General features: G+C 76.0%; 20 protein-coding genes. 11 read left to right on the top strand and 9 right to left on the bottom strand.

Features of this window, described 5'->3' with window-relative positions:
* Window positions 1–309 precede the first annotated feature (309 nt).
* The 5 genes from H6H00_RS27045 to H6H00_RS27025 all read left to right on the top strand — a co-directional run bounded on the left by H6H00_RS27045 (window position 310) and on the right by H6H00_RS27025 (window position 6,685).
* Window positions 310–1,581 (top strand): GGDEF domain-containing protein, encoded by a 1,272-nt coding sequence (locus H6H00_RS27045; protein WP_185718473.1) that lies wholly within the window; start codon window positions 310–312, stop codon window positions 1,579–1,581.
* 80 nt (window positions 1,582–1,661) lie between these two features.
* A complete protein-coding gene (locus H6H00_RS27040) occupies window positions 1,662–2,954 on the top strand; it encodes a GGDEF domain-containing protein (RefSeq protein WP_185718472.1) in 1,293 nt (430 codons plus the stop codon).
* A gap of 35 nt (window positions 2,955–2,989) precedes the next feature.
* Window positions 2,990–4,915, top strand: coding sequence for a 1-deoxy-D-xylulose-5-phosphate synthase (gene dxs, locus H6H00_RS27035; RefSeq protein WP_185718471.1), 1,926 nt, complete (start codon window positions 2,990–2,992; stop codon window positions 4,913–4,915).
* Window positions 4,915–5,580, top strand: a complete 666-nt coding sequence (locus tag H6H00_RS27030; protein WP_185718470.1) for a response regulator transcription factor — start codon at window positions 4,915–4,917, stop codon at window positions 5,578–5,580. Before dxs ends, H6H00_RS27030 begins: the two co-directional genes overlap by 1 nt.
* A gap of 4 nt (window positions 5,581–5,584) precedes the next feature.
* Window positions 5,585–6,685 carry a sensor histidine kinase gene (locus tag H6H00_RS27025; protein ID WP_185718469.1) on the top strand — a complete coding sequence of 367 codons (1,101 nt, stop codon included), beginning with the start codon at window positions 5,585–5,587 and terminating at the stop codon, window positions 6,683–6,685.
* A gap of 9 nt (window positions 6,686–6,694) precedes the next feature.
* Here the strand turns inward: H6H00_RS27025 and H6H00_RS27020 are convergent, their stop codons facing one another.
* From H6H00_RS27020 to H6H00_RS27010, 3 genes are all read right to left on the bottom strand, one after another.
* A complete protein-coding gene (locus H6H00_RS27020) occupies window positions 6,695–7,954 on the bottom strand; it encodes a ribonuclease D (RefSeq protein WP_185722807.1) in 1,260 nt (419 codons plus the stop codon).
* Window positions 7,954–8,607: a LuxR C-terminal-related transcriptional regulator gene (locus H6H00_RS27015; RefSeq protein WP_075949948.1), complete on the bottom strand. Its 654-nt coding sequence runs from the start codon at window positions 8,605–8,607 to the stop codon at window positions 7,954–7,956. The genes H6H00_RS27020 and H6H00_RS27015 overlap by 1 nt, the downstream gene beginning before the upstream one ends.
* A gap of 295 nt (window positions 8,608–8,902) precedes the next feature.
* Window positions 8,903–9,499: a DUF3000 domain-containing protein gene (locus H6H00_RS27010; RefSeq protein WP_185718468.1), complete on the bottom strand. Its 597-nt coding sequence runs from the start codon at window positions 9,497–9,499 to the stop codon at window positions 8,903–8,905.
* 117 nt (window positions 9,500–9,616) lie between these two features.
* On the opposite strand from H6H00_RS27010, the gene hemE reads away from it, so the two are divergent.
* The 3 genes from hemE (at window position 9,617) to hemQ (ending at window position 12,871) form a co-directional block, all read left to right on the top strand.
* The gene (gene hemE / locus H6H00_RS27005) at window positions 9,617–10,684 is read left to right on the top strand and encodes a uroporphyrinogen decarboxylase (protein WP_185718467.1); all 1,068 of its coding nucleotides are present in this window, start codon (window positions 9,617–9,619) and stop codon (window positions 10,682–10,684) included.
* Window positions 10,684–12,099 carry a protoporphyrinogen oxidase gene (hemG, locus tag H6H00_RS27000; protein WP_185718466.1) on the top strand — a complete coding sequence of 472 codons (1,416 nt, stop codon included), beginning with the start codon at window positions 10,684–10,686 and terminating at the stop codon, window positions 12,097–12,099. The genes hemE and hemG overlap by 1 nt, the downstream gene beginning before the upstream one ends.
* Before the next feature lie 76 nt (window positions 12,100–12,175).
* Window positions 12,176–12,871: a hydrogen peroxide-dependent heme synthase gene (hemQ, locus tag H6H00_RS26995; protein WP_185718465.1), complete on the top strand. Its 696-nt coding sequence runs from the start codon at window positions 12,176–12,178 to the stop codon at window positions 12,869–12,871.
* A gap of 3 nt (window positions 12,872–12,874) precedes the next feature.
* Here hemQ and H6H00_RS26990 read toward each other — a convergent pair whose 3' ends face one another.
* The gene (locus tag H6H00_RS26990; RefSeq protein ID WP_185718464.1) at window positions 12,875–13,054 is read right to left on the bottom strand and encodes a hypothetical protein; all 180 of its coding nucleotides are present in this window, start codon (window positions 13,052–13,054) and stop codon (window positions 12,875–12,877) included.
* A 98-nt stretch (window positions 13,055–13,152) separates the two neighbouring features.
* Here H6H00_RS26990 and acs point away from each other — a divergent pair, with 98 nt between their 5' ends.
* On the top strand, window positions 13,153–15,066 hold the full coding sequence (gene acs, locus H6H00_RS26985; RefSeq protein ID WP_255425390.1) for an acetate--CoA ligase: 1,914 nt from the start codon (window positions 13,153–13,155) through the stop codon (window positions 15,064–15,066).
* Here acs and H6H00_RS26980 read toward each other — a convergent pair.
* The 4 genes from H6H00_RS26980 to H6H00_RS26965 all read right to left on the bottom strand — a co-directional run bounded on the left by H6H00_RS26980 (window position 15,010) and on the right by H6H00_RS26965 (window position 18,258).
* Window positions 15,010–15,960: a DMT family transporter gene (locus H6H00_RS26980; protein ID WP_185718463.1), complete on the bottom strand. Its 951-nt coding sequence runs from the start codon at window positions 15,958–15,960 to the stop codon at window positions 15,010–15,012. The two genes, acs and H6H00_RS26980, sit on opposite strands and share 57 nt — an antisense overlap.
* Before the next feature lie 64 nt (window positions 15,961–16,024).
* Window positions 16,025–17,383, bottom strand: a complete 1,359-nt coding sequence (locus H6H00_RS26975; protein WP_185718462.1) for an alpha/beta hydrolase — start codon at window positions 17,381–17,383, stop codon at window positions 16,025–16,027.
* A 39-nt stretch (window positions 17,384–17,422) separates the two neighbouring features.
* Window positions 17,423–17,851: a peptide-methionine (R)-S-oxide reductase MsrB gene (msrB, locus tag H6H00_RS26970; protein WP_185718461.1), complete on the bottom strand. Its 429-nt coding sequence runs from the start codon at window positions 17,849–17,851 to the stop codon at window positions 17,423–17,425.
* Between the two features lie 113 nt (window positions 17,852–17,964).
* The gene (locus H6H00_RS26965) at window positions 17,965–18,258 is read right to left on the bottom strand and encodes a hypothetical protein (protein WP_185718460.1); all 294 of its coding nucleotides are present in this window, start codon (window positions 18,256–18,258) and stop codon (window positions 17,965–17,967) included.
* Window positions 18,259–18,290: 32 nt separating this feature from the next.
* Here H6H00_RS26965 and ligD point away from each other — a divergent pair, with 32 nt between their 5' ends.
* A complete protein-coding gene (gene ligD, locus H6H00_RS26960; protein WP_185718459.1) occupies window positions 18,291–19,328 on the top strand; it encodes a non-homologous end-joining DNA ligase in 1,038 nt (345 codons plus the stop codon).
* A 202-nt stretch (window positions 19,329–19,530) separates the two neighbouring features.
* On the top strand, window positions 19,531–21,084 hold the full coding sequence (locus tag H6H00_RS26955) for a DUF732 domain-containing protein (protein ID WP_185718458.1): 1,554 nt from the start codon (window positions 19,531–19,533) through the stop codon (window positions 21,082–21,084).
* 4 nt (window positions 21,085–21,088) lie between these two features.
* Here the strand turns inward: H6H00_RS26955 and H6H00_RS26950 are convergent, their stop codons facing one another.
* A complete protein-coding gene (locus H6H00_RS26950; RefSeq protein ID WP_185718457.1) occupies window positions 21,089–22,660 on the bottom strand; it encodes an alpha/beta hydrolase in 1,572 nt (523 codons plus the stop codon).
* Window positions 22,661–22,684: the final 24 nt, after the last annotated feature.

Below are 22,684 nucleotides of genomic sequence, written 5' to 3'. Positions count from 1 at the left end.
GTTCCGCCGGACGGCATCAGGGTCGCCGACCGGACGGCGCGTGCGACTCCGTCCGGCCGCATGGACTGCATCTGGACGACGTTGTTAGGCCGTTCGGGTCAGTGTCCGAATGATCGCTCTGGGATGAACGGAACCGGTCGGCGCAGCGTCGCGGTCAGGGATGACGTCACTCCCGCACTGGGCTAGCGTCGACGTGGCACGCCGAGACGATCTAGGAGACCGATGAGTCCTGGCCTCAGCACCGGGCGCCCCGCGCCCGGCCGGAGGCTGCCGGCGATCGTCGCGGGATGGCCCATCTGGAATCTGCCCGTGCGATTGTCGGCGGCGATCCTGACGGTCGAGTTCACGGCACTCGCACTGGTCGTCGTATTCGCGATGGGCAGTTCCGCACCCGACGGGCGCACCGTGCGCGATGTGCTCCTGATCGTCGGACTCGGCCTCCTGCACACCGAGATCGCGCGGGGCGTGGAGCAGATCCGGCGCCGCGTGAACGGCGAGGTGCACGTCAACCTGGGCTCGGTGTGGTTCTTCGCGGCCATCGTGCTGCTCCCGCCGATCTACGCGGTGCTCTGCACGTTCGTGATCCACCTGCACCTGTGGCTGAGGTCGGCCCGGCCGCGCAACCCCGTCTTCAAGCACCTGTTCAGCTCGGCCACGATGGTGCTCACCTGCCTCGCCACCTCCGGGGTGATCGAGGCGGTCACCGCGGAGGGCGCCGGCGGCCGCTGGGACCTGCACGTCCTGGCCCTCGGCGTGCTCGTCTTCCTCACCGTCAACACGGCGCTGGTGGCCGGCGTGATCGCGGTCAACTCCCCGCAGGCCGACGTCGCCTCGATCGTGGGGGAGTGGGACGAGAACCTGCTCGAGATCGCCACGCTGTGCCTCGGTGCGCTCACCGCGGCCGCGCTGGCGGTCAACCCGTGGCTGGTCGTGTTCGTGTTCCCGCCGCTGCTGGTGCTGCACCGGGCGGTGCTGGTGCGCCACCTCGAGGTCGCGGCCAGCACCGACGGCAAGACCGGCCTGCTCAACGCCGCGGCCTGGCACACCCAGGCCGAGCGCGAGCTGCGCCGGGCCGAGCGCCGGTCGGGGCCGCGGGCGGTCCTCGTCATCGACCTCGACCACTTCAAGGACGTCAACGACACCCACGGCCACCTCGCGGGCGACCGCGTCCTCGCCGCGGTCGCCGACACCCTGCGGGCCGAGGTCCGCGACCGCGACCTCGTCGGCCGCTTCGGCGGCGAGGAGTTCGTCGTGCTGCTCGGTGCCCTCGGGGAGCCCGGCGCGGGCACCGGGGAGATGCAGGTCGTGGCCGAGCGGATCCGGGCGCGCATCGCCGAGCTGCGCGTCGAGATGCCCACCGCCGACGGGCCGCTCACCGTGGCCGGGCTCAGCGCGTCGGTCGGCTGCTCGCTCTACCCTGACGACGGCCGTGAGCTGCGCGAACTGCTGCAGGTGGCGGACACCGCGCTGTACGCGGCCAAGCGCGCCGGCCGCAACGTCGTGCGCATGGGCGTCCAGCCGACGGCCCCGCAGCCCCGCGCGGCGGAGAACTCGACGCCCGGTCGCCGCTACGGAGTGTGAGCCCGGGGGTGACGGTTCCACCCCGTCGTGCGACTCCAGCCACCCTGACACGGGGGGGCCCGCTCACTAGCCTTCGGGGCGTGGACGAGCCGTCACCCGCACCGGGAGCGCGGACCCTGTGGGGTCTGGGCCCGGGGCTCGTGGCGGTCGCGCTGTCGGTGGAGCTCGCCGCGCTCGTCGTCGCCGTCGCCGGGATCGCGGCCCTGCCGCCGGGCGGTGGGCCGCTGCTGCTGGCGCTGGGGCTGACGGCGCTGAGCGTCGTGCACACCGAGCTCGCCACCGGGATCGAGCGGGTCCGGCGCCGGGCGTCGGAGAACTCCTACTTCGACCTGTCCTCGGTCTGGACCTTCGCCGCCGCGCTGCTGCTCCCGCCCGGGCTCGCCGTCGCCGTCGTCGTGCTGGTCTACCTGCACCTGTGGCACCGCGTGTGGGCCCCGGCCGGCATCCCGCTCTACCGCCACCTCTACACGACCGCGACCGTGCTGCTCGCCGTCCGCGCCGCCCACGAGGTCGTCGCCCTCGCCGGGGGGCTGCCCGCCGACCCCGCCCGGCCCGCCGTGGTGATCGCGGTCGGTCTGGCCGTCGTCGCGTACGTGCTGGTCAACACCGTCCTGGTCGGGGCCGCGATCGCGCTGACCGAGCCGCGCGTCGCGCTGCGCGACCTCCTCGGGCGCTGGGACGACAACGCGCTGGAGGTCGCCACCCTGTGCATGGGCGCGCTGGCCGCCGTGGCGCTCGCCTCGACGCCCGGCCTGGTCGCGCTCGTCCTCCCGCCGATCCTCGTGCTGCACCGCGCCGTGCTCGTCCGGCAGTTGGAGCAGGACGCGAGCACCGACGCCAAGACGGGCCTGCTCAACGTGGCCGCCTGGCGCGCGGAGGCCCTGCGCACGGTCCGGCGGGCGCACCGCGCGGGCACAGGGGCCGGGATCCTGATCCTCGACCTCGACCACTTCAAGATCGTCAACGACACCCACGGCCACCTCGCCGGCGACGACGTCCTCGCCGCGGTGGCCGCGGAGCTGCGCGCCGGCGTGCGGCCGCAGGACCTCGTCGGCCGGTTCGGCGGCGAGGAGTTCGTGGTGCTGCTGCCCGACCTGCGGCCCGGCGGCACCGAGCTGTGGGACGTCGCCGAGCGGCTGCGCCACCGGGTGGCCCGGCTCGACGTGGGGGTCGCCACATCCGGGGGCGTCTGCACCGTCACCGGGCTGTCCGTCTCGGTCGGCGGCGCGACCGTCCCCACCGACGGCACCACGCTGGACCAGGTGCTCAGGGCGGCCGACAGCTCGCTCTACGCGGCCAAGGAGGCCGGCCGCAACCTGGTGCGCATCGCCGCGGACGGCCACGTCCCGTCCCCGCGCCGCCCCACGGCGTGACGGCGCCCGCGGGTCACCGTCCGTAGACTGGGCCGGTGACCGTGCTCCGAACGATCAGTGGTCCCGCCGACCTCCGACGCCTCGGGCCCGACCGGCTGCCCGAGCTCGCGGCCGAGATCCGCCGCTTCCTCGTGGAGTGCGTCTCGCGCACCGGCGGGCACCTCGGGCCCAACCTGGGCGTCGTGGAGCTGACGATCGCGCTGCACCGCGTCTTCGACTCCCCGCGCGACACGGTCGTCTGGGACACCGGCCACCAGGCCTACGTGCACAAGCTGCTCACCGGCCGCCACGACGGCTGGGACCGGCTGAAGAAGACCGGCGGCCTGTCCGGGTACCCGAGCCGGGCCGAGAGCGAGCACGACGTCGTCGAGTCCAGCCACGCGTCGTCGTCGCTGTCCTGGGCCGACGGCATCGCCCGCGCCTACGCCCTCACCGGCCAGCAGCGCCACGTCGTCGCGGTGATCGGCGACGGCGCGCTGACCGGCGGCATGGCCTGGGAGGCGCTCAACAACATCGCGGCGGCCGACCGCAACGTCGTCATCGTCGTCAACGACAACGGCCGCTCCTACTCCCCGACGATCGGCGGGCTGGCCGACCGGCTCGCCTCGCTGCGGCTGCAGCCCGGCTACGAGCGCGTGCTCGACGCGGGCAAGGCCGCACTCGCGCGCACGCCCGTCGTCGGCGGCACCCTCTACGCGGGCCTGCACGCGATGAAGGCCGGCCTCAAGGACGCGCTGAGCCCGCAGGAGCTGTTCTCCGACCTGGGGATCAAGTACTTCGGCCCGGTCGACGGGCACGACGTCGCCGCGATGGAGTCGGCGCTGAGCCGGGCCAAGCGGTTCGGCGGGCCGGTGATCGTGCACGCCGTCACCCGCAAGGGCAACGGCTACCTCCCCGCGGAGAACGACGAGCTGGAGCAGATGCACAGCCCGGCCGCCTTCGACCCCGAGACGGGCCTGCCCACCGGGGCGCCGTCGGTCGGGTGGACGAGCGTGTTCGCCGAGGAGATGGTCGAGCTCGGGAAGCGGCGCACCGACGTCGTCGCGATCACCGCGGCCATGCTCGGCCCCACCGGGCTCGCCCCGTTCGCGCACGCCCACCCGGACCGCTGGATCGACGTCGGGATCGCCGAGCAGCACGCGCTGACCTGCGCGGCCGGGCTGAGCGCCGGCGGGCTGCACCCGGTCGTCGCGCTCTACTCCACGTTCCTCAACCGCGGCTTCGACCAGCTGCTCATGGACGTCGCGCTGCACCGGCAGGCCGTCACGCTGGTGCTCGACCGCGCGGGCGTCACCGGCAGCGACGGGCCGTCGCACAACGGCATGTGGGACCTCTCGCTGCTCGGCATCGTCCCCGGCATGCGGGTCGCCGCCCCGCGCGACGCGGCCACGCTGCGCGAGGAGCTGGCCGAGGCGGTCGCCGTCGACGACGGGCCGACCGCGCTGCGCTTCCCCAAGGGGTCGGTGATCGAGTCGGTGCCCGCCGTGCGCCGGGTCGACGGCGTCGACGTGCTGCACGAGGGCCCCGACGCCGCCGTGCTGCTGGTCTGCGCGGGCGCGTTCGGGCAGCTGGGGGTGGCGGCGGCGGAGCGGCTGTCGGCGCAGGGCGTCGCGGTCACGGTCGTCGACCCGAGGTGGGTGCTCCCGGTGCCCGACGCGGTCGTCGACCTGGCGCGGGCGCACCGGCTGGTCGTCACCGTCAGCGACAGCGGCCGCCACGGCGGCTTCGGGTCCGTCGTCTCGGCCGCGCTGCGCGACGCGGAGTGCGACGTGCCGCTGCGCGACGTCGCGATCCCGCAGCGCTTCCTCGACCACGGCAGCCGCGACGACGTGCTCGCCGCCACCGGGCTCACCGCGCAGGACGTGGCCCGGCGGGTCACCGAGTGGGCGTCGGCGCTGCCGTCGTTCACGACGCCGGGCCCGTCGGACCTGGCCGCCCGCGACATCCGGGCGGACTCCTGATGCGCGTGCTGGTCGTCGAGGACGAGCACCCGCTGGCCGACGCGATCGCGCGCGGCCTGCGGCGCGAGGGCATGGCCGTCGACGTCGCCTACGACGGCGACTCGGGCCACGAGAAGTCCACCGTCACCCGCTACGACGTGGTGGTGCTCGACCGCGACCTGCCGGGCATGTCCGGCGACGTCCTGTGCGGGGAGATCGTGGCCTCCGGGGCCACCACGCGGGTGCTGATGCTCACCGCGAGCGGCACGCTGGCCGACAAGGTCGACGGGCTGTCCCGCGGCGCCGACGACTACCTCGCCAAGCCGTTCGACTTCCCCGAGCTCGTCGCCCGCCTGCGCGCACTCGGCCGGCGGGCCACCCCGGCCGCCCCGCCGATGCTCGTCGCGGGCGACGTCGCGCTCGACCCGGCCCGGCGCACGGTGCTGCGCTCGGAGCGGCCGGTGGAGCTCACGCGCAAGGAGTTCGGCGTCCTGGAGGTGCTCATCTCCGCGGGCGGCAGCGTCGTGAGCAGCGAGGAGCTGCTGGAGCGCGTGTGGGACGAGAACGCCGACCCGTTCACCACCACCGTGCGGGTCACGGTGATGACCCTGCGCAAGAAGCTCGGCGAGCCCGGCGTGATCGAGACGGTGGTGGGCGCGGGGTACCGCGTACCGGCCGCGGGGTGAGCCCGTGGGTCTGCGACCGCGGCTGACGGCCCTCGCCACGGGGCTGGTGGCGCTGGTCAGCGCGCTGCTGCTGTGGCTGGGCTGGCTGCTGGTCGGCGACGTGGCGCAGGCCGTGCCGACGCTGCCGCCGGGCAGCACCGTGCGCGTCGACGGCATCACGGTCCCGGCCGACGGCCTCGGCGACGCCGTCGGGCGGGCCGCTCAGGACGAGGTGCTGCGCGCGGGCCTCGTCGCGTTCCCGCTGGTGGTGCTGGCCGCGGCGCTGGTGTCGTGGGTGCTGGTCGGGCGGGTGCTGGGGCCCCTGCACGCCGTCACGGCGGCCGCGCGGCGGCTCACCGTGGAGACCCTCGACACCCGCCTGGGGCTGGCCTCGGCGCGCGGGGAGGTCGCGGAGCTGGCGGCCGGGTTCGACGCGATGCTCGACCGCCTGCAGGCCGCGTTCGACGCCCAGCGCCGCTTCGTGGCCAACGCCAGCCACGAGCTGCGCACCCCGCTCGCCGTGCTGCGGACCGAGGTCGACGTGACGCTGTCCGACCCGGCCGCCGACGAGGCCGAGCTGCGGCGGATGGGAGCGGTGGTGCGCGACGCCACCCGTCGCGCCGACGACCTCGTCGCCGGCCTGCTGCTGCTCGCGCGCACCGAGGGCGCCGATCTCGCCGACGTCCGCCCGGTCGATCTGGCCGCGGTCGTGGTGCCCGCGCTGGCGGCGGTGCGCGTCGAGGCCGGGCACCGCGGGCTGCGCGTGCAGGTCCGCACCGCGCACGCCCCCGTCGCCGGGGACGCGGTGCTGCTGGAGCGCGTGGCGGGCAACCTGCTGGAGAACGCGGTGCGCCACAACGTCACCGGCGGCTGGATCGAGGTCGTCACCGGGGTCCGCGACGGGGGCGCGGAGCTGTGCGTGGCGTCGTCGGGGCGCCCGGTCGACCGGGTCGAGGAGCTGTTCGAGCCGTTCCGCCGCGGTCCCGTCGAGCGCACGGGCGACACCCCCGGCTCCGGGCTGGGCCTGTCGATCGTGCGGGCGGTGGTGCGGGCCCACGGCGGCTCGGTGTCGGCCGAGCCGGTGCCCGGCGGCGGGCTGACGGTGACGGTCCGCCTCCCCGGCTGACCGGGGGCGTCAGGCGCGGGCGGCCAGTGCCGTGACGAGGCCGGGGGACAGCAGCTCGATCTGCCACTCCCTGGCCCCGCCCTTGCGCAGGAAGCCGGCGACGTCGCCGTCCTCGGGCGGGGTCCAGCACAGGCGGCGCAGCAGGTCGGGCTGCAGCAGGTTCTCCACCGGCACCGTGCGCTCGGTGCCGATCGCGGCGACGGCGGCGCGGGCGGCGGCGAGGCGGGCGGCGGCGTCGGGGTCGCGGTCGGCCCAGCGGGCGACCGGCGGCGGCCCCTCGGCGGGGGCCGTCGGGCGGGGGAGGTCGGCCGCGTCGAGGCGCTCGGCCGCGGCCAGCGCCGACCACCAGTACGCGGTCAGCCGCCGCTGCGACCGGCCCCGGAACACCGGCAGCCCGCCCAGCGCGCCCGCCGTCTCCGGTGCGGTGACGGCGGCGTCGACGATCGCGGCGTCGGGCAGGACGCGACCGGGCGCGATGTCGCGCTCGGCGGCGAGCCTGTCGCGGGCCTCCCACAGCGCGCGCACGGCGGCGAGCTGGCGGGGCTTGCGCAGCTTGTGGATGCCCGAGGTGCGCCGCCACGGCTCGGCCCGCGGGGTGGGCGGGCCCGCGGTGCGGACCGCCTCGAACTCCTGGTGGGCCCAGTCGAGCTTGCCCTGCTCGTCGAGCAGCGCGGTGAGGACGTCGCGCAGCTCCACCAGCACCTCGACGTCGAGTGCGGCGTAGACCAGCCAGTCCTGGGGGAGCGGGCGGCGCGACCAGTCGGCGGCGCCGTGACCCTTCTCCAGGGCCAGCCCGAGCAGGTTCTCGACCATCGGGCCGAGCCCGACGCGGGGGAGCCCGGCCAGGCGCCCGGCCAGCTCGGTGTCGAACAGCCGGCTCGGCGCGAGACCCGTCTCCGCGAGGCAGGCGAGGTCCTGGGAGGCCGCGTGCAGGACCCACTCCGGCCCGGTCAGCGCCGGGGCGAGGTCGGAGAGGTCGCTGCCCATGGGGATGGGGTCGACCAGGGCGGTGCCCGCGCCCGCCCGGCGCAGCTGCACCAGGTAGGCGCGCTGCGAGTACTTGAACCCGGAGGCCCGCTCGGCGTCGACGGCGATGGGGCCGGTCCCGGCGGCGAAGGCCGCCGCGGTGGCGCGCAGGGCGTCGCGGTCGGCGACGACGGGGGGGAGCCCGTCGGCCGGCGCCAGCAGGGGGGTGGGTGCCGGTCCCTCCGGCGTCCCCTCCTCCGCCGCTGAACCGTCGGTGCTCGACCGATCTGGGCCCTCTGGAATCAGCGGATGACCCCGGCCCGCATCGCCAGCGCGACCATCTGCGCGCGGTCACCCGTGCCGAGCTTGCGCCCGATGCGCGACAGGTGGCTCTTCACGGTGAGCGCGGAGAGGCTCAGCGCCTCGCCGATCTCCTTGTTGGACTGCCCGTCGGCGACGAGCTGCAGGACCTCGACCTCGCGCGCCGACAGCTCGCGCGGGGTGTTGTCGGTGCCGGGCACGCGGGTGCCCGTCGCGAGCAGCGGGGCGACCGTCGGGTCGGCGTACACGCCGCCGTCGAGGACGCGCTTCACACCGTCGGTGACGATGGCCGCCGACGCGGACTTCAGCAGGTAGGCCTGCGCCCCGGCCTGGAAGGCCGAGCGCACCGCGTACGGGTCGTCCGAGGACGCCAGCACCACGAGCCGGTTCCAGCCCAGCGAGCGCAGCTCGGTGACGAGGTCGAGCCCGCTGCCGTCCGGCAGGCCGAGGTCGAGGATCGCGAGGTCGCACGGCCCGTTGGCGTGCGCACGTGCCCGCGCCTCGGCCACCGAGGCGGCCTCGTACACGGTGCCGGCCCCCATCGACCGCAGCCGGGCGGCGATGGCCTCCCGCAGCAGCGGGTGGTCGTCGACCACGAGGACCGAGAAGAGCTCTTCCCGCGGGTGCGGGACCATTGCGGGCGACAGCACAGCACCGGGTGCGGTGCGAACTGGTGCGCCCTGGCCAACTACGGCCACGGTGTTACCTCCCTGGAGTCGGTCGTTGCCCCCGACCGGCACCAGACCTCGGCCGGCGAAGAGACCGCCCGAGGAGGTGTCGTGGAGGAAGCGTAGCCCCCCAAGCGGTCTAACGTCGTGTATCGGATCGAACTTAGCGGGGTGAAAGTTACAGCCTTGTCGCTCCCCGTCCACACGATCGGGTGACGGTCCCGATCACCGCGGGCGGTGTAACCGCAGGTGGGCACGCGGTTCAAGAACTTCGATGAGCGAGAGGAACTGCGCCGACCGGCGGTAGCCCTGCGGCCGACGCGACGAAGGCGCAGAACGCCTCGCCGTGCCGGGACAGGTCCGTGCCGTTCGGCGTCCACGACGCGCGGAGCTCCACGTCGTCGTCGCGGCGGGGCCCGGCGATGTCGCCGAAGCGCACCGAGGAGGTCTGCGTGACGGTGCCGCCCAGCGCCACGTGGTCGGCGCCGTGGTCCTCGAGGGCCTCGGTCAGCCACGACCATCCGACGACCGGCAGCATCTCGTCGCCGAGCTGCTCGGGCTCCAGGCGGGCCTGGACGAAGCAGACGAGCCGGAAGGTGCCCTCCCAGGCGTCCTGCCCGGCCGGGTCGTGCAGCAGGATCAGCCGCCCCGAGGTGTCGGACTCGTCGACGCCGTCCTCGGCGGCCGCGCGGCCCAGCGTGGAGTCGGCGACCTCCACCGACAGCGCCCACGTCCACGGCGCGAGCCGCGGCGGGGCGTCCAGCGCGGTGACGATCAGCTCCGGGCGCGGCCGGAGGGTGCCGAGCGAGGCGACCGCGCGGCGGAACTCGGGTGGTGGGGAGGCGGTCGCATCAGGCACGAGCCGGGACTCTAGGTCGCGCGACACGCCTGGTCGGCGAGGCGCGCCGGGCCCCCACGTTCCGGTGGCGCCCTCACCCGGCGGGGCGGTTCACCGGCGTGGGAAGATGGCGGGGCCATGGTCGCGCACACAGCTCCCGCCCCCACCGGTGCCCGACGCGATCTCGCGTCCGCCCCGTTCCTCGTCGCCGCCCGCGGGGGGCGACCCGCGCGCCTGCCGGTGTGGTTCATGCGCCAGGCCGGCCGGTCGCTGCCGGAGTACCGGGCGCTGCGCAAGGACAGCGGGATGCTGCAGGCCTGCCTGACGCCCGACCTCACGTGCGAGATCACGCTGCAGCCGGTGCGCCGCCACGGCGTCGACGCCGCGATCCTGTTCAGCGACATCGTCGTCCCGCTGTACGTGGCGGGCGTCGGCGTCGACATCGTCGCCGGCACCGGCCCGGTCGTGGCGCACCCCGTGCGGACCGCCGCCGACGTCGACCGGCTCCCGGTCCTGGACGACGAGCAGATCACCCCGGTCACCGACGCGATCGCGCTGCTGCTGGCCGAGCTGGGCGACACCCCGCTGATCGGCTTCGCGGGGGCCCCGTTCACGCTCGCCTCCTACCTCATCGAGGGCGGGCCGAGCCGCAACCACGAGCGCACCAAGGCGCTGATGCGCAGCGCCCCCGACGTCTGGCACGCGCTGCTCGGGCGCCTCGCCGACATGACCTCGACGTTCCTGCGCGCCCAGATCGCCGCGGGCGTCGACGCGGTGCAGCTGTTCGACTCCTGGGCCGGGGCCCTGTCCGAGCGCGACTACCGCGAGTACGTCCTGCCGCACTCCGCCCGGGTGCTCGGCGGCCTGGTCGACGCGGGCGTGCCGCGCATCCACTTCGGCGTCGGCACCGGCGAGCTGCTCGGGGCGATGGCGGAGGCCGGGGCCGACGTCGTCGGCGTCGACTGGCGCATCCCGCTCGACGACGCGGCCCGCCGCGCCGGCGGCACCCACCCGGTGCAGGGCAACCTCGACCCGGCTGTGCTGTTCGCCGACCGGGCGTCGATCACCGGCGAGGTCGAGCGGATCGCCGCGGAGGGCCGCCGGGCGCCGGGGCACGTGTTCAACCTCGGCCACGGCGTGCTGCCCGACACCGACCCCGACGTGATCACCCGCGTGGTCGACCTGGTGCACCGCCAGCCGGTGTGATGCGGGTCGCCGTCGTCGGCGGCGGGATCTCCGGCCTCGCCGCCGCCCACCGGTTGCGCACCCTGCTCGGGCCGGACGCCCGGATCACGGTGCTGGAGCAGCGTGACCGCGTCGGCGGGGTGCTGCGCACCGTCGACCTGGCCGGGATGGCGTTCGACGTCGGCGCCGAGGCGTTCCTCGCGCGTCGCCCGGAGGTCCCGGCCCTGCTCGCCGAGCTGGGGCTCGACCCCGCGGTGCACCCGACGGCCGCGTCGGCCACGGTCCGGGCCGGTGGGCGCACCGCGCCGCTGCCCGGCGGCACCCTGCTCGGGGTGCCGACCGGCGCCGCCCGGCTCGACGCGCTGCTGTCCCCGGCCGGTCTCGCCGCGGTCGCCGCCGAGCCGTCCCGGCCGCTGTCGTGGGAGCCGGGGGCCGACGTCGCGCTCGGGGCGCTGCTGCGCGGGCGCTTCGGCGACGAGACCGCCGACCGCCTCGCCGACCCCCTCCTCGGCGGGGTCTACGCCGGCCGCGTCGACGCGCTCGGGCTGCGCGCCACGATCCCGGCCCTGGCCAGGGCGCTGGACGCGGGAGCCCCGTCGGTGACGGCGGCGGCGGACCGGGCGACGGCCCCGCCCGCGGGTCGCGCGACCCCCGCCCGCGGGGCGCCGGACCCGGCCCTCGCGACCGGTGGCCCGGTGTTCGGGGCCGTCCGCGGCGGCTACCGCGTCCTGCTCGACGCGCTGCTCGCGGCCGCCCGCCCGGAGCTGCGGCTCGGCGTGACGGTCCGGGCGCTGGAGCGCCGCGAGGCCGGCTGGCGGCTGGTCCTCGGCCCGACGACGGCCCCCGAACCCCTCGACGTCGACGCCGTCGTGCTCGCCGTGCCCGCCCCCGCTGCGGCGAAGCTGCTCGCGCCGGTCGCGCCCGGCCCGGCCCGGGCGGCGGGGGAGATCGAGCTGGCCTCGTCCGCCGTGGTGGCGCTGGCCTACCCGGGCGGCGTCGGCCTCCCCGCGACGTCGGGCACCCTGGTCGCCGCGGGGGAACCGCTGGGGGTCAAGGGGGTCACGCACTCGTCGACGAAGTGGGCCCACCTCGGCGATGACGGCCTGGTCCGCCTCCGGGCGTCGCTCGGCCGGTTCGGGGAGGCGGCCACCCTCCAGGTCGACGACGCGGAGCTGGTCGCCCGGGTCCGCGCCGACCTCGCGGTGCTCACCGGCGTCACGGCCGAGCCCGTCGCGGCGGTCGTCCAGCGCTGGGGCGGGGGCCTGCCGCAGTACGGCGTCGGGCACCTCGACCGCGTCGCCGCGGTCGAGGGCGGGCTCCCGGCCGGGATCGCGGTGGCCGGCGCCGCCCTGCACGGCGTGGGCGTGCCGGCGTGCGTGGCGACGGCCCGGGCGGCGGCGGAGCGGATCGCCGCCGGCACGACCGCGGCCACCTGACCACGGCGGCCACCCGACCACCGCGGCCACCCGACCACCGCCGTCCCGCGGACGCCGCGGGTGGCACGATGGGGCCATGGCCCGCCTCGACTACGCCGAGCTCAACAGCACCATCCGCTACACGATGTGGTCGGTGTTCCGCGCCGAACCCGGCCGCCTCGGCGACGACCGCACGGAGCCGGCCGCCCAGGCGGCGGAGTTCCTCGACGGTCTGGAGGGCAAGGGCGTCACCGTCCGCGGCGTCTACGACCTCGCCGGCATGCGCGCCGACGCCGACTACATGGTCTGGTGGCACGCCGACAACGTCGAGGCCCTGCAGGGCGCCTACGCCGACCTGCGCCGCAGCACCGCGCTCGGCCGCGCGAGCACGCCGGTCTGGAGCCAGGTCGCGCTGCACCGGCCCGCGGAGTTCAACAAGAGCCACATCCCCGCGTTCGTGGCGGGGGAGGAGCCCAAGGGGTACGTCTGCGTCTACCCGTTCGTCCGGTCCATCGACTGGTACCTGCTCCCCGACGACGAGCGCCGCACGATGCTGGCCGACCACGGCAAGGCCGCCCGCGGGTACGCCGACGTGCGCGCCAACACCGTCCCCGCGTTCGCCCTCGGCGACTACGAGTGGATCCTCGCGTTCGAGTGCGACGCGCTGGACCGGATCGTCGACCTCATGCGCGACCTGCGCGCCACCGAGGCCCGCCGGCACGTCCGGGAGGAGATCCCGTTCTACACCGGCCCGCGGGTGCGGGTGGAGGCGCTGGTGAACGCGCTCCCGTAGCGCTCAGCGGCCCGCGGGGACCGCGCGCCGCTCCGGGTGGGCCGTGCGCTGCCGCGGGACGACCAGCTCGGGGACGGGTGCGCGCCGACGCTGCGGCAGGTCGAGCAGCAGCGGCACGATCGCCATCACGGCGAGCACCGCCACACCACCCGCGGGACCCAGGACGGCGAGGAGATCGGTCATGGCTCCAGCGTGCGCGCGGAAGCCGTGAGGAACCTCGGCCGGAGGTACTGATCACCTGAGAGCCCCTCGGCCGGAAGTGCGGTGGCACGCTGGGCTCGGTGACCTCGTCGTTCCCGCCCCCCGCCCCACTCGCCGCCTCCGCGAACGTCCGCGCCGACGTCTACGCCGAGGCGGCCGCCGACCCCGACGCGTTCTGGCTGCGGCAGGCCCGGCGCCTGGAGTGGGGGCGCGAGCCCCGCCACGGCTACGACGGCAGCGCGTTCCCCGCCGTCACCTGGTTCGCCGACGGCACCCTCAACGTGGCCCGCAACTGCGTCGACCGGCACGTGGAGGCGGGGCTGGGGGACAAGGTCGCGCTGCTGTGGGAGGGCGAGCCGGGCGACGAGCGGCGCGTCACCTACGCGGAGCTGGCGGCCGAGGTCGCCCGCTGCGCGCACGCGCTCACCGCGCTCGGGGTGGGACCGGGCGACGTGGTGGTCGTCTACCTGCCGGTGCTGGTGGAGACGGTCGTGGTGATGCTGGCGTGCGCCCGGATCGGCGCCGTGCACTCGATGGTCTTCGGCGGCTTCTCCGCCGCGGCGCTGCGCTTCCGGGTCACCGACGGGGCGGCGAAGCTGCTGGTCACCACGGACGGCCAGTACCGCAGGGGCAGGGCGGTGCCGGTGAAGCGGAACGCCGACGCCGCGGTCGAGGGCGTGGGCTCGGTCGAGCACGTGCTCGTCGTCCGCCGCACCGGCGGCGAGGTCGACTGGACCGACGGCCGCGACGTCTGGTGGCACGACGTCGTCGACCCGCAGCCGGGCACGCACGAGGCCGCCGCGTTCCCCGCCGAGTCCCCGCTCATGCTGGTCTACACCTCGGGCACGACCGGCACGCCGAAGGGCCTGCTGCACACCATGGGCGGCTACCTCACCCAGGCGTCCTGGACGGCGTGGGCCTGCTTCGACCACCGGCCCGACGACGTCTACTGGTGCACCGCCGATCTCGCGTGGGTCACCGCGCACACCTACGAGGTGTACGGGCCGCTGTCCAACGGCGTGACGCAGGTGCTCTACGAGGGCACCCCGGACACCCCCGAGCCGGGCCGGCACTTCGCGATCATCGCCAAGCACGGCGTCACCGTGTACTACACGGCCCCCACGCTGGTCCGGACGTACATGAAGTGGGGCGAGCAGGTCCCCGCCGCGCACGACCTGTCGTCGCTGCGGCTGCTCGGGTCGGTCGGCGAGGCGATCAACCCCGAGGCGTGGCGCTGGTTCCACCGGGTGATCGGCGGCGGGCGCTGCCCGGTCGTCGACACGTGGTGGCAGTCGGAGACCGGGGCCGCCGTCGTGGCGCCGCTGCCCGGCGTGACCGTCCTCAAGCCCGGCTCGGCGACCCGCGCGCTGCCGGGGATGTCGGTGCGGGTCGTCGACGAGGCGGGCCGCACCTGCGACCCGGACGAGGGCGGCCTGCTGGTGATCGACCGCGCCGGCCCGGGGATGGCCCGCACGGTGTGGGGCGACCCCGAGCGGTTCGTGGTGTCCTACTACGCGCGGTTCGGGGACCGGGGCTGGTACCTCGCCGGCGACGGCGCCCGGGTCGACGCCGACGGCTACGTCTGGCTGCAGGGCCGCGTCGACGACGTGATGAACGTGTCCGGGCACCGGCTCAGCTCGATCGAGCTGGAGTCGGCGCTGGTCAGCCACCCGCGCGTCGCCGAGGCGGGGGTCGTCGGGGCACCGGACGGCACCACCGGGCAGGCCGTGGTCGCGTTCGTCGTCACCGCGGGGGAGGCCGCGCCGGGGGAGGACCTCGACGCCGACCTGCGCGCCCACGTCGGCCGCGAGCTCGGGCCGGTCGCGCGGCCGCGGGAGGTGATCGTCGTCGACGAGCTGCCCAAGACCCGCTCCGGCAAGATCATGCGCCGGCTGCTGCTCGACGTCACCGCCGGGCGGGAGCCGGGCGACACGACGTCACTGGTCGATCCCGACGCGTTCGCGACCCTCGCCGCGGACTTCCGGCGACGCTGAGCGCCGCCGCCCGACCGTCACCCGTCCCAGGTGGCCCAGCCCGACGTACATCCCGACGAGCGCGATGCCCAGGCCGATCACGGCCTGCGGCGTCAGCGCCTCGCCCAGGATCGGCACGGCCCCCAGCGCGACGGTGGCGGGCACGAGGTTGAGCAGGGCGCTGACGTGCACGGTGGAGACCCTCCGCAGCAGCACGAACATCGCTGCGAACGCGAGCGCGGAGTTGAACACGCCCAGCCAGACCGCCGCGGCCCACGCACCGGGCGTCGGGGGCAGCCAGGCCGCCCCGGTGAACGGCATGACGACCAGCAGCACGGCGAGCGAGGTCAGCATCTGGACCGAGACGCTCATGCTGATCGCCGTCCCCGCGCCGAACCGCTTCTGGTAGAGCGTGCCCGCGGCCAGGGCCAGCATGCCCAGCACCGGCAGCAGCACGGCCGCGCCGAGCCGCGCGTCGCCCAGCTCGTCGCTGAGCACCACGTAGACCCCGGCCGCGCCGATCAGCAGCCCGAGCACCGGGGCCGGGCCGAGCCGGTCGCCCAGCAGCAGCGGCGTCAGCAGGCCGACGAGCAGCGGCGCCATCCCGAGCACCAGGCTCGACAGGCCGGCCGACACCCCGAGCGAGAGCCCGGTGTAGACCGCGGAGAACTGCCCGACCTGCAGCAGCAGGGCGGTGACGGCCAGGTGCAGCCACGCCCGGCCGCGCGGCAGGGCGGGCCGGGTGACGGCCATGACCGCGCCCAGCACGACGGCGGCGACGACGAACCGCCACAGCAGGGTGGTGGCCACGTCCATCCGCTGGGTCGCGAGCTTGCCCGCGATGAACCCGGAGGCCCACAGCGGCACGAAGGCCACGCTGAGGGCGGGTACGGCGAGACGATCGAGGCGGGACACCACCCCACTGTTCGTAGTGCTAACGATCGTGTCAAAGCGGGGTGGGACGGGTCACCGACGGTCGTCAGGTCGGGCAGGGATCGAACAGGCGGCGCGTGTCGGCCTCCGACGGCTCCGGCGCGATCCGGTACGCCTCCGGATCGGAGAACCGGCAGCCGTACGCGGGATCGGCGACGGCGGCGGCGTCGAGCACGTCGTCGCCGTCCGGCCGGAGGCCGTCGGTCACCCAGGTGACGAGGTCGTCCCACGCGGCACCGGCCTCGGCGTCGGAGAACTCGCAGTGCCCGGCGTTGCGGATCGCCCGCTGCACCAGGTCGGCCGACCGCCCCGACGCGGCCACCTCGGTGGCGTAGACCTGCTCCATCGAGAACGGCGCGTACAGGTCGCCCAGCGCGTGCAGGCTGAGGACCGGGACGGCCGGGCGGCCGGCGATCGGCGCCACCGCGGTCAGCGCGGTGGACGCGCGGGTCGCCGGATCGGCGGGCGCCACGCGCCGCACGGCCGCGTTCAGGTCGACGGGCGTGCCCGGCTGCACGTCGGCGCCGACGTTGGTGGCCACGACCTCGGGGTCGGCGGCCACGCCCCCCACGGGCCCGGCCGGCTCCCGCACGCCCAGCTCGAGCAGCACGTCCTTCCAGAAGCCGAACGCCGCGTCGGTGCCGGGGCGCGCGCCACCGGAGCCGAGGACGACCGCCGCGCGCAGCTGCTGCGCGGCGGGGGAGGTCACCGCGGGGTCGCCGGGGGTCAGCCCGAGCGCGGCGTGGAGGCGGGGGAGCACGGTGTCGGCGAACGCGGGGCCCGGCGGGTAGTACCGCACCCCGGCCAGCGCCTCGGTGACGAGCTGGACGCCGAGGAAGTAGTCGAAGATCGCGACGTCGCCGAGCGCCCCGCACAGCGGCAGCGCGCCGGCGTAGCGGTCGGGGTACTCCTCGACCGACCGCGCCGCGACGTGCCCACCCATCGAGATCCCCGCGAGGTAGGTGCGGGTCGGGGCGGTCGGGGTGCCCGCGAGCCCGGCGAACGCGTCGGCCAGCTCGCGCGTCGAGCGCACGCCCGAGGCGACGTCGTAGCCGTTGCGGTCGTACGACGACGCCGCCCACGCGTAGCCCTGCTCGACGAACCGCTGCCGCAGCCCGTAGTAGGGCGCGTCGACGACGAGCGCGTCGGAGTTGCCGAGGTAGCCGTGCGTCCACACGACCAGGTCGCCGTTCCACTCCGGGGGGACCTCGACGAGGTACCCGGCGCTGCCGAGCACGCCCGAGAGCACCTGGGTGGGGCCGGCGGGGGTGTCGAGCGGCTCGAGGTCCGGCAGGTCGAGCGTGTAGCCGGGCAGCGGGGCGGAGCCCGGGTCGTCGGCCGAGCCGCACGCGGCGAGGGCGAGCAGGACGGTGGCGGCCAGCAGGGCGCCCGCGCGGCGGATCACGCGAAGATCCTTCCACGCGGGCCGGCCGCCCGCCCCCGGCTACTTCTCCTGCAGGCGCAGGGAGATGGAGTTGATGCAGTAGCGCAGGTCGGTGGGGGTGCCGTAGCCCTCGCCCTCGAACACGTGCCCGAGGTGGCTCTTGCAGGCGGCGCAGACCACCTCGACGCGCTTCATGCCCATCGAGTAGTCGGTGCGCTCGATGACGGCCTCGCCCGCGAGGGGGGTGTAGAACGACGGCCAGCCGCAGTGCGACTCGAACTTGGTGTCGCTGCGGAACAGCTCGGCGTCGCACGCGCGGCAGGAGTAGACGCCCTCGGTCTTCGTGTCGGTGTACTCGCCGACGAACGGGCGCTCGGTGCCGGCCTGGCGCAGGACCTGGTACTCGGCGGGCGTGAGCTGCGCGCGCCACTCGGCGTCGGACTTCACGACCGTGGCCTCGGGCTCGGTGTCGGGGGTGGCGGGATCCATGCGTCCCAGGCTACGTCGGAACCACGACCTCACGCCCACGTCGTCACGCCCACGTCGTCACGCCCACGTCATCACGCCCACGTCATCACGCCCACGTCATCACAGCCACGTCATCACAGCCACGTCATCACCACGAACACGAAGGCCTCCCAGACCAGGAACGCCGCGACGGCGAGGAGCAGGACGACGACGGCCACGGCGCTCCACCGGCGGCCGCCCTCGGCCCGGTTGGCGGAGTCGGCGAACGCGCTGACGCCGTCGAGGTAGCCCTCCACCGTGAACGCGGGGCGCTGGTGCTCCATCCGGTCGAGATGCTCTGCGAAGGCCTGGGCCTCGGGATCGGTGGGGTCGAGCCCGAGGAGCTCGTTGTCGAAACGGGCACCGCCGGGCCCGTGGAGTTCGGGCACGCGGTCAGGGTAGCGGAGTAGCGTGCCGATCCGTGGCGTCCAAGGCACCGGTCGAGCTCCTGTCCGTCGGCGGCCGCGAGGTGCGCCTGACCAGCGGCGACAAGGTGTACTTCCCCGAGCCGGGGATCACCAAGCGCGAGGTGGTGCACTACTACCTCGCCGTGGCCGAGCCGCTGCTGCGCGTGCTGTTCGAGCGGCCCACCAACCTCAAGCGGTACCCCGACGGCGTCGACGGCGAGCCGTTCTACGGCAAGCGCCTGCCCAAGGGTGCGCCCGACTACGCGGAGACGGCCCGGGTCACGTTCCCCAGCGGCCGCACCGCGGAGTCGCTGTGCCCCACCGAGGCCGCGGTGCTGCTGTGGGCGGCCAACATGGGCACCTTCGACTTCCACCCGTGGCCGGTCCGCCGCGCCGACCCCGACCGGCCCGACGAGCTGCGCATCGACCTCGATCCCCAGCCCGGCACCGACTTCGCCGACGCCCGCGCCGTCGCCGCCGCGCTGCACGAGGTGCTCGACGAGGCCGGCCTCGTGGGCTGGCCCAAGACCTCCGGCGGGCGCGGCGTGCACGTGTTCGCGCGGATCCGCCCGGAGTGGGACTTCGTCGACGTGCGGCACGCCGTCATCGCGATCGCGCGCCGGGTGTGCGACCGGCTGCCCGAGCAGGCCACCGTGGCGTGGTGGAAGGAGGAGCGCGGCGAGCGGGTGTTCCTCGACTACAACCAGGCCGCGCGCGACCGCACCGTCGCGTCGGCGTGGTCGGTCCGCGGGCGGCCCCGGGCCACGGTGTCGATGCCGGTGACGTGGGAGCAGCTGCCCGACGTCGAGCCGGAGGACTTCGACGTGCGCACCGTGCCGGGCCTGCTCGCCGAGCGCGGCGACCCCCACGAGGACATGGACGCGGCCGTCGGGGGGATCGAGACCGCACTCGACTGGTACGCCGCTGACCAGCGGGATCGTGGCCTGGGCGAGCTCCCGTACCCCCCGGAGTACCCCAAGATGCCGGGCGAGCCGACGCGGGTGCAACCCAGTCGGGCGAAGGCCCCGGCGGAGGATGTTGCGCCGTCGTAACCTCGGGCGTGCCCCCCACCCCACATGCGCACCAGCTCACCCTTGAGCACTCACGCCTACTGCGATCGGTGACGACACGCCGAGCGGCGTACACCCGGATGGACGCATTCGCGATACCTCCGCAACACACGGTCGTTGAACCCAGTGACGACAGGCCGCTGGGGCCGGATCGAACGGGGGGTGCACGATGTCGAGTACTCCGATGACGGAGATCGGTGGCGGTCGAGGAGCCGGGGAGTTCGGCCCGGGGCACGACCTCCTCACGCCCGGCGAGTTCTCCCCGCCGGACGCCGCACTGCGCCGCCGGGCTGCCGAGGCCAACGCCCGGGCCGCCGAGGCCGCCGCCGCGGCCGCCGCCGCCGACGCGAAGGCCGCCATCGAGCTGGCCGCCCGCGCCGCCGCCGCCGCGGACGCCGCCGCCCAGGCCGCCGTGCAGGCCGACGCCGCCGTCCGGGCCGCCGCCGCGGCCGAGGCACTGCCGTTCGCCCCGCAGCCCGACGGCCGCCCGCCGTTCCCCGGGCTGCACGGTCGTCCCGACCCCGCGGGCCCCCGGCACGGGTCCGGCGACGGCCCGCGCCACGCCGACCCGTCGGGCCCGGCCTTCCCCCCGCCTGCCGGCTTCGCCGCGGCGCCCGGGTCGAACGCGGTGTCGGAGACCGACGTGCTGCGCCGGGTCCCCTCGCCCCGCCCTGGCCCGGCCCCGCGCCCGGAGCACGACGCCCCCGAGGGCGGCCGGGCCGCCCGCCGCCGCGCCGCGGCCGCCGAGACCACGGTCTTCGACGTGCCCGCGTTCGACGGTCCCGCCCACGACGGACCGCGCCACGACGGACCGCGCCACGACGGACCGCGCCACGACGGGCCGCGTCACGACGGGCCGCGTCACGACGGCGCCTACGACGACGCGGGCTACGACCCCGCCTACGACGCCGGATACGACGACGCGGCGTACGACACGGGCTACGACGCCGCGTACGACGACGCGCACTACGACGAGCAGGGCTACGACGCCGAGTACGACGACGCTGCGTACGACGACGCTGCGTACGACGATGCCGCGTACGACGATGCTGCGTACGACGCCTCCGCGCGCTCCGACGAGCCGGTGACCGAGCTGGTCGGCACCGCGCCCGTCGACGCGGGGTCCACGGGCGAGCAGCCCACCGCGCTCGTCGCGGCCGGCGGCCGCCGCCACGCCCGTCCCGCCGACGACGAGGTCGTCGACAGCGGGGTCGACATCCTCCCCGGGGCCGGGGAGGACGCGGTCTCCGCGACCGGGGGCCGCGCCGCCCGCCGGGCCGCCGGGAAGCGCCGCGGCCTGTTCCGCCGCCGCGGCCCGCTGCTGGCCGCCGGGGCCGTCATCGGGGCGCTCGGCCTGACCGGTGTCGTCCTGCTCAACAACGGCGACGCCGCCCCGCAGCCGACGGCCGTGGTCGAGACCGCCCCCGTCGTGCCGCAGCTGCCGACCGCGACCGACGGCTCGGCGACCGACGAGGACGACACGGCCGCGCTGAGCCAGGGCGACCCGCTCTCCGACCGCGGCAGCACGTTCCTCAGCGCGCTGCGCGAGGCCGGGGTGCCCACCAGCCGGGGCGGCGCTGCGGAGGTCGAGGCCGCCGAGCTCGTCTGCCAGGAGCTCGGCGACGGCGTCGACGAGGCCCGGATCGCCCGCGCCCTGCCGGCGTCGCTGCCGACGGTGACCCGCGCGCAGGCCGCCGACCTGGTGGAGATCGCCAAGGAGAACTACTGCACCGGCTGACCGGTCACGGCGGGCAGAGCGTGCCCGACGCGGGGGGCAGGCCGTCCACGAGCAGGGTGTCGACCGCGGCCCGGACGCACGGCGTCCGCGGGTAGGCGCCGGTGCCGGCCCCCTGCCAGCTGAGGAACGCGCCGGTCGGGTACTGCTCGGCGACCCGCCGGGCGCCCTCGGCCGGGTGCCGCGGGTCGGCCGCGGTGCCCACCACCAGCACCGGCGGCAGGGTCCCTGCGGGGTCGGGGGCGGACCGCGCCGTCCCGGCCGGCCACGGCGCGCAGGCCAGCAGCCCGATGGCGAGCGTGCCGCCGACGAGCGGGTGGTCGGTGCGCAGGGTCGTGGCGAGCGCGCTCACCTCCGGCGGGGACAGCCGCGCCGGGTCGTCGTTGCAGGCCGTGGCGAGCATCCCGTCGAAGCCCCCGGCCGGGCCGGTCACCGGGTCCAGCAGGCCGAGCAGGCCGGTGGGGTCGCCCGCGGCGGCCGCGGCGAGCGCCCCGGCCAGTGCGGGCCAGTCGTCGGGCCGGGGGAGCACCGTGAGCACGGTGAGCAGCGCGGCGCCCGCGGTGAGCCGACGCCCGTCGGTCGCGGCCAGCGGACGGGTGCGCAGGGCGTCGGCGAGCGCGGTGACGGCGGCCCGCGGATCGGCTCCGAGCGGGCAGGTGCCACCGCCGGTGCAGGCCAGCGCGAACGCGTCGAACGCGGCGTCGGCGGAGGCCGCGCGGGCGGTGCTGCGGTCCGGTTCGGTGACGGTGGTGTCGGGCGGACCGTCGAGGACGAGGCGGCCGACCCCGCCCGGCGCGGTGCGGGCCCAGGTGTCGAGCGCGCCCGCGCCGTCACCCGTGCCGACCGCGGAGAGCCGGGCCACGCCGAGCCGGACCCGCAGCTGCTCGACGTCGGCGGCGGTCGCGGAGCTGCGGAACCCGGCCAGTGCGGAGGGCACGGCGAGGTTGCAGTCCTGCACCACCGACCGCGCCCGCTCCAGCAGCCCGGCGAGGTCGGTCTCCGAGGTGGCGGCGGGGTCGGCGTCGACGAGTGCCGCACGCGCGGCGGGGTCGGCGCAGTCGATGCGGTCGGCCCCCGCCCCGCGCCGGTCCAGCCCGATCACCGTGTAGGTGCCGAGGACGGCGGGTGCGACGCGCGCGGCGACGGCGAGGGCGTGGCCCGCGGTCGGGTCGGTGGCGCTGTCGCCGACGGCGAGCAGCGGCGGCCCGTCGAGCGGGGCGCCCGCGGAACCGACCCGCACGACGCCGAGCAGCACGCTGCCCTGCTCGGGGCGGTCCGGGTCGGCCGGGACGGGCAACTCCCCGCACTCGACGCGCAGCGTGCGGTCGGCGGGCACGGCGACCCCGTACGCGGCGAACGCACCCGCGGTGCAGTCGGCGAACGGGATCGAGGTGTCCTGGGCCTGCAGCGGCGGCACGGCGGGGACCGACGGCCCGGGGGGCGCCACGGGTGCGGCGGGGAGCCCGTCCGGCCCGCGCACCGCCACCGGGGGCCGCTCCGACGGGCCGACCGCGCACCCGGCCAGCAGGGCGGACAGGCACAACAGCCCTGCGACGACGCGGCGTGGGTTCCCGATCATGACCGGGGCAGCGTGTCGCAGGGC

The organism is Pseudonocardia petroleophila, from assembly GCF_014235185.1.
Lineage (GTDB): Bacteria > Actinomycetota > Actinomycetes > Mycobacteriales > Pseudonocardiaceae > Pseudonocardia > Pseudonocardia petroleophila.
This window is presented reverse-complemented; position numbering and strand designations above follow the sequence as displayed.

Excerpts from the sequence above, each read along its gene's own strand:
- H6H00_RS27030 (WP_185718470.1), top strand. The coding sequence starts at position 4,915 with ATGCGCGTGCTGGTCGTCGAGGACGAGCACCCGCTGGCCGACGCGATC.
- H6H00_RS27015 (WP_075949948.1), bottom strand. The coding sequence starts at position 8,607 with ATGGTCCCGCACCCGCGGGAAGAGCTCTTCTCGGTCCTCGTGGTCGAC.
- hemE (WP_185718467.1), top strand. The coding sequence starts at position 9,617 with ATGGTCGCGCACACAGCTCCCGCCCCCACCGGTGCCCGACGCGATCTC.
- hemG (WP_185718466.1), top strand. The coding sequence starts at position 10,684 with ATGCGGGTCGCCGTCGTCGGCGGCGGGATCTCCGGCCTCGCCGCCGCC.
- hemQ (WP_185718465.1), top strand. The coding sequence starts at position 12,176 with ATGGCCCGCCTCGACTACGCCGAGCTCAACAGCACCATCCGCTACACG.
- H6H00_RS26990 (WP_185718464.1), bottom strand. The coding sequence starts at position 13,054 with ATGACCGATCTCCTCGCCGTCCTGGGTCCCGCGGGTGGTGTGGCGGTG.
- msrB (WP_185718461.1), bottom strand. The coding sequence starts at position 17,851 with ATGGATCCCGCCACCCCCGACACCGAGCCCGAGGCCACGGTCGTGAAG.
- H6H00_RS26955 (WP_185718458.1), top strand. The coding sequence starts at position 19,531 with ATGACGGAGATCGGTGGCGGTCGAGGAGCCGGGGAGTTCGGCCCGGGG.
- H6H00_RS26950 (WP_185718457.1), bottom strand. The coding sequence starts at position 22,660 with ATGATCGGGAACCCACGCCGCGTCGTCGCAGGGCTGTTGTGCCTGTCC.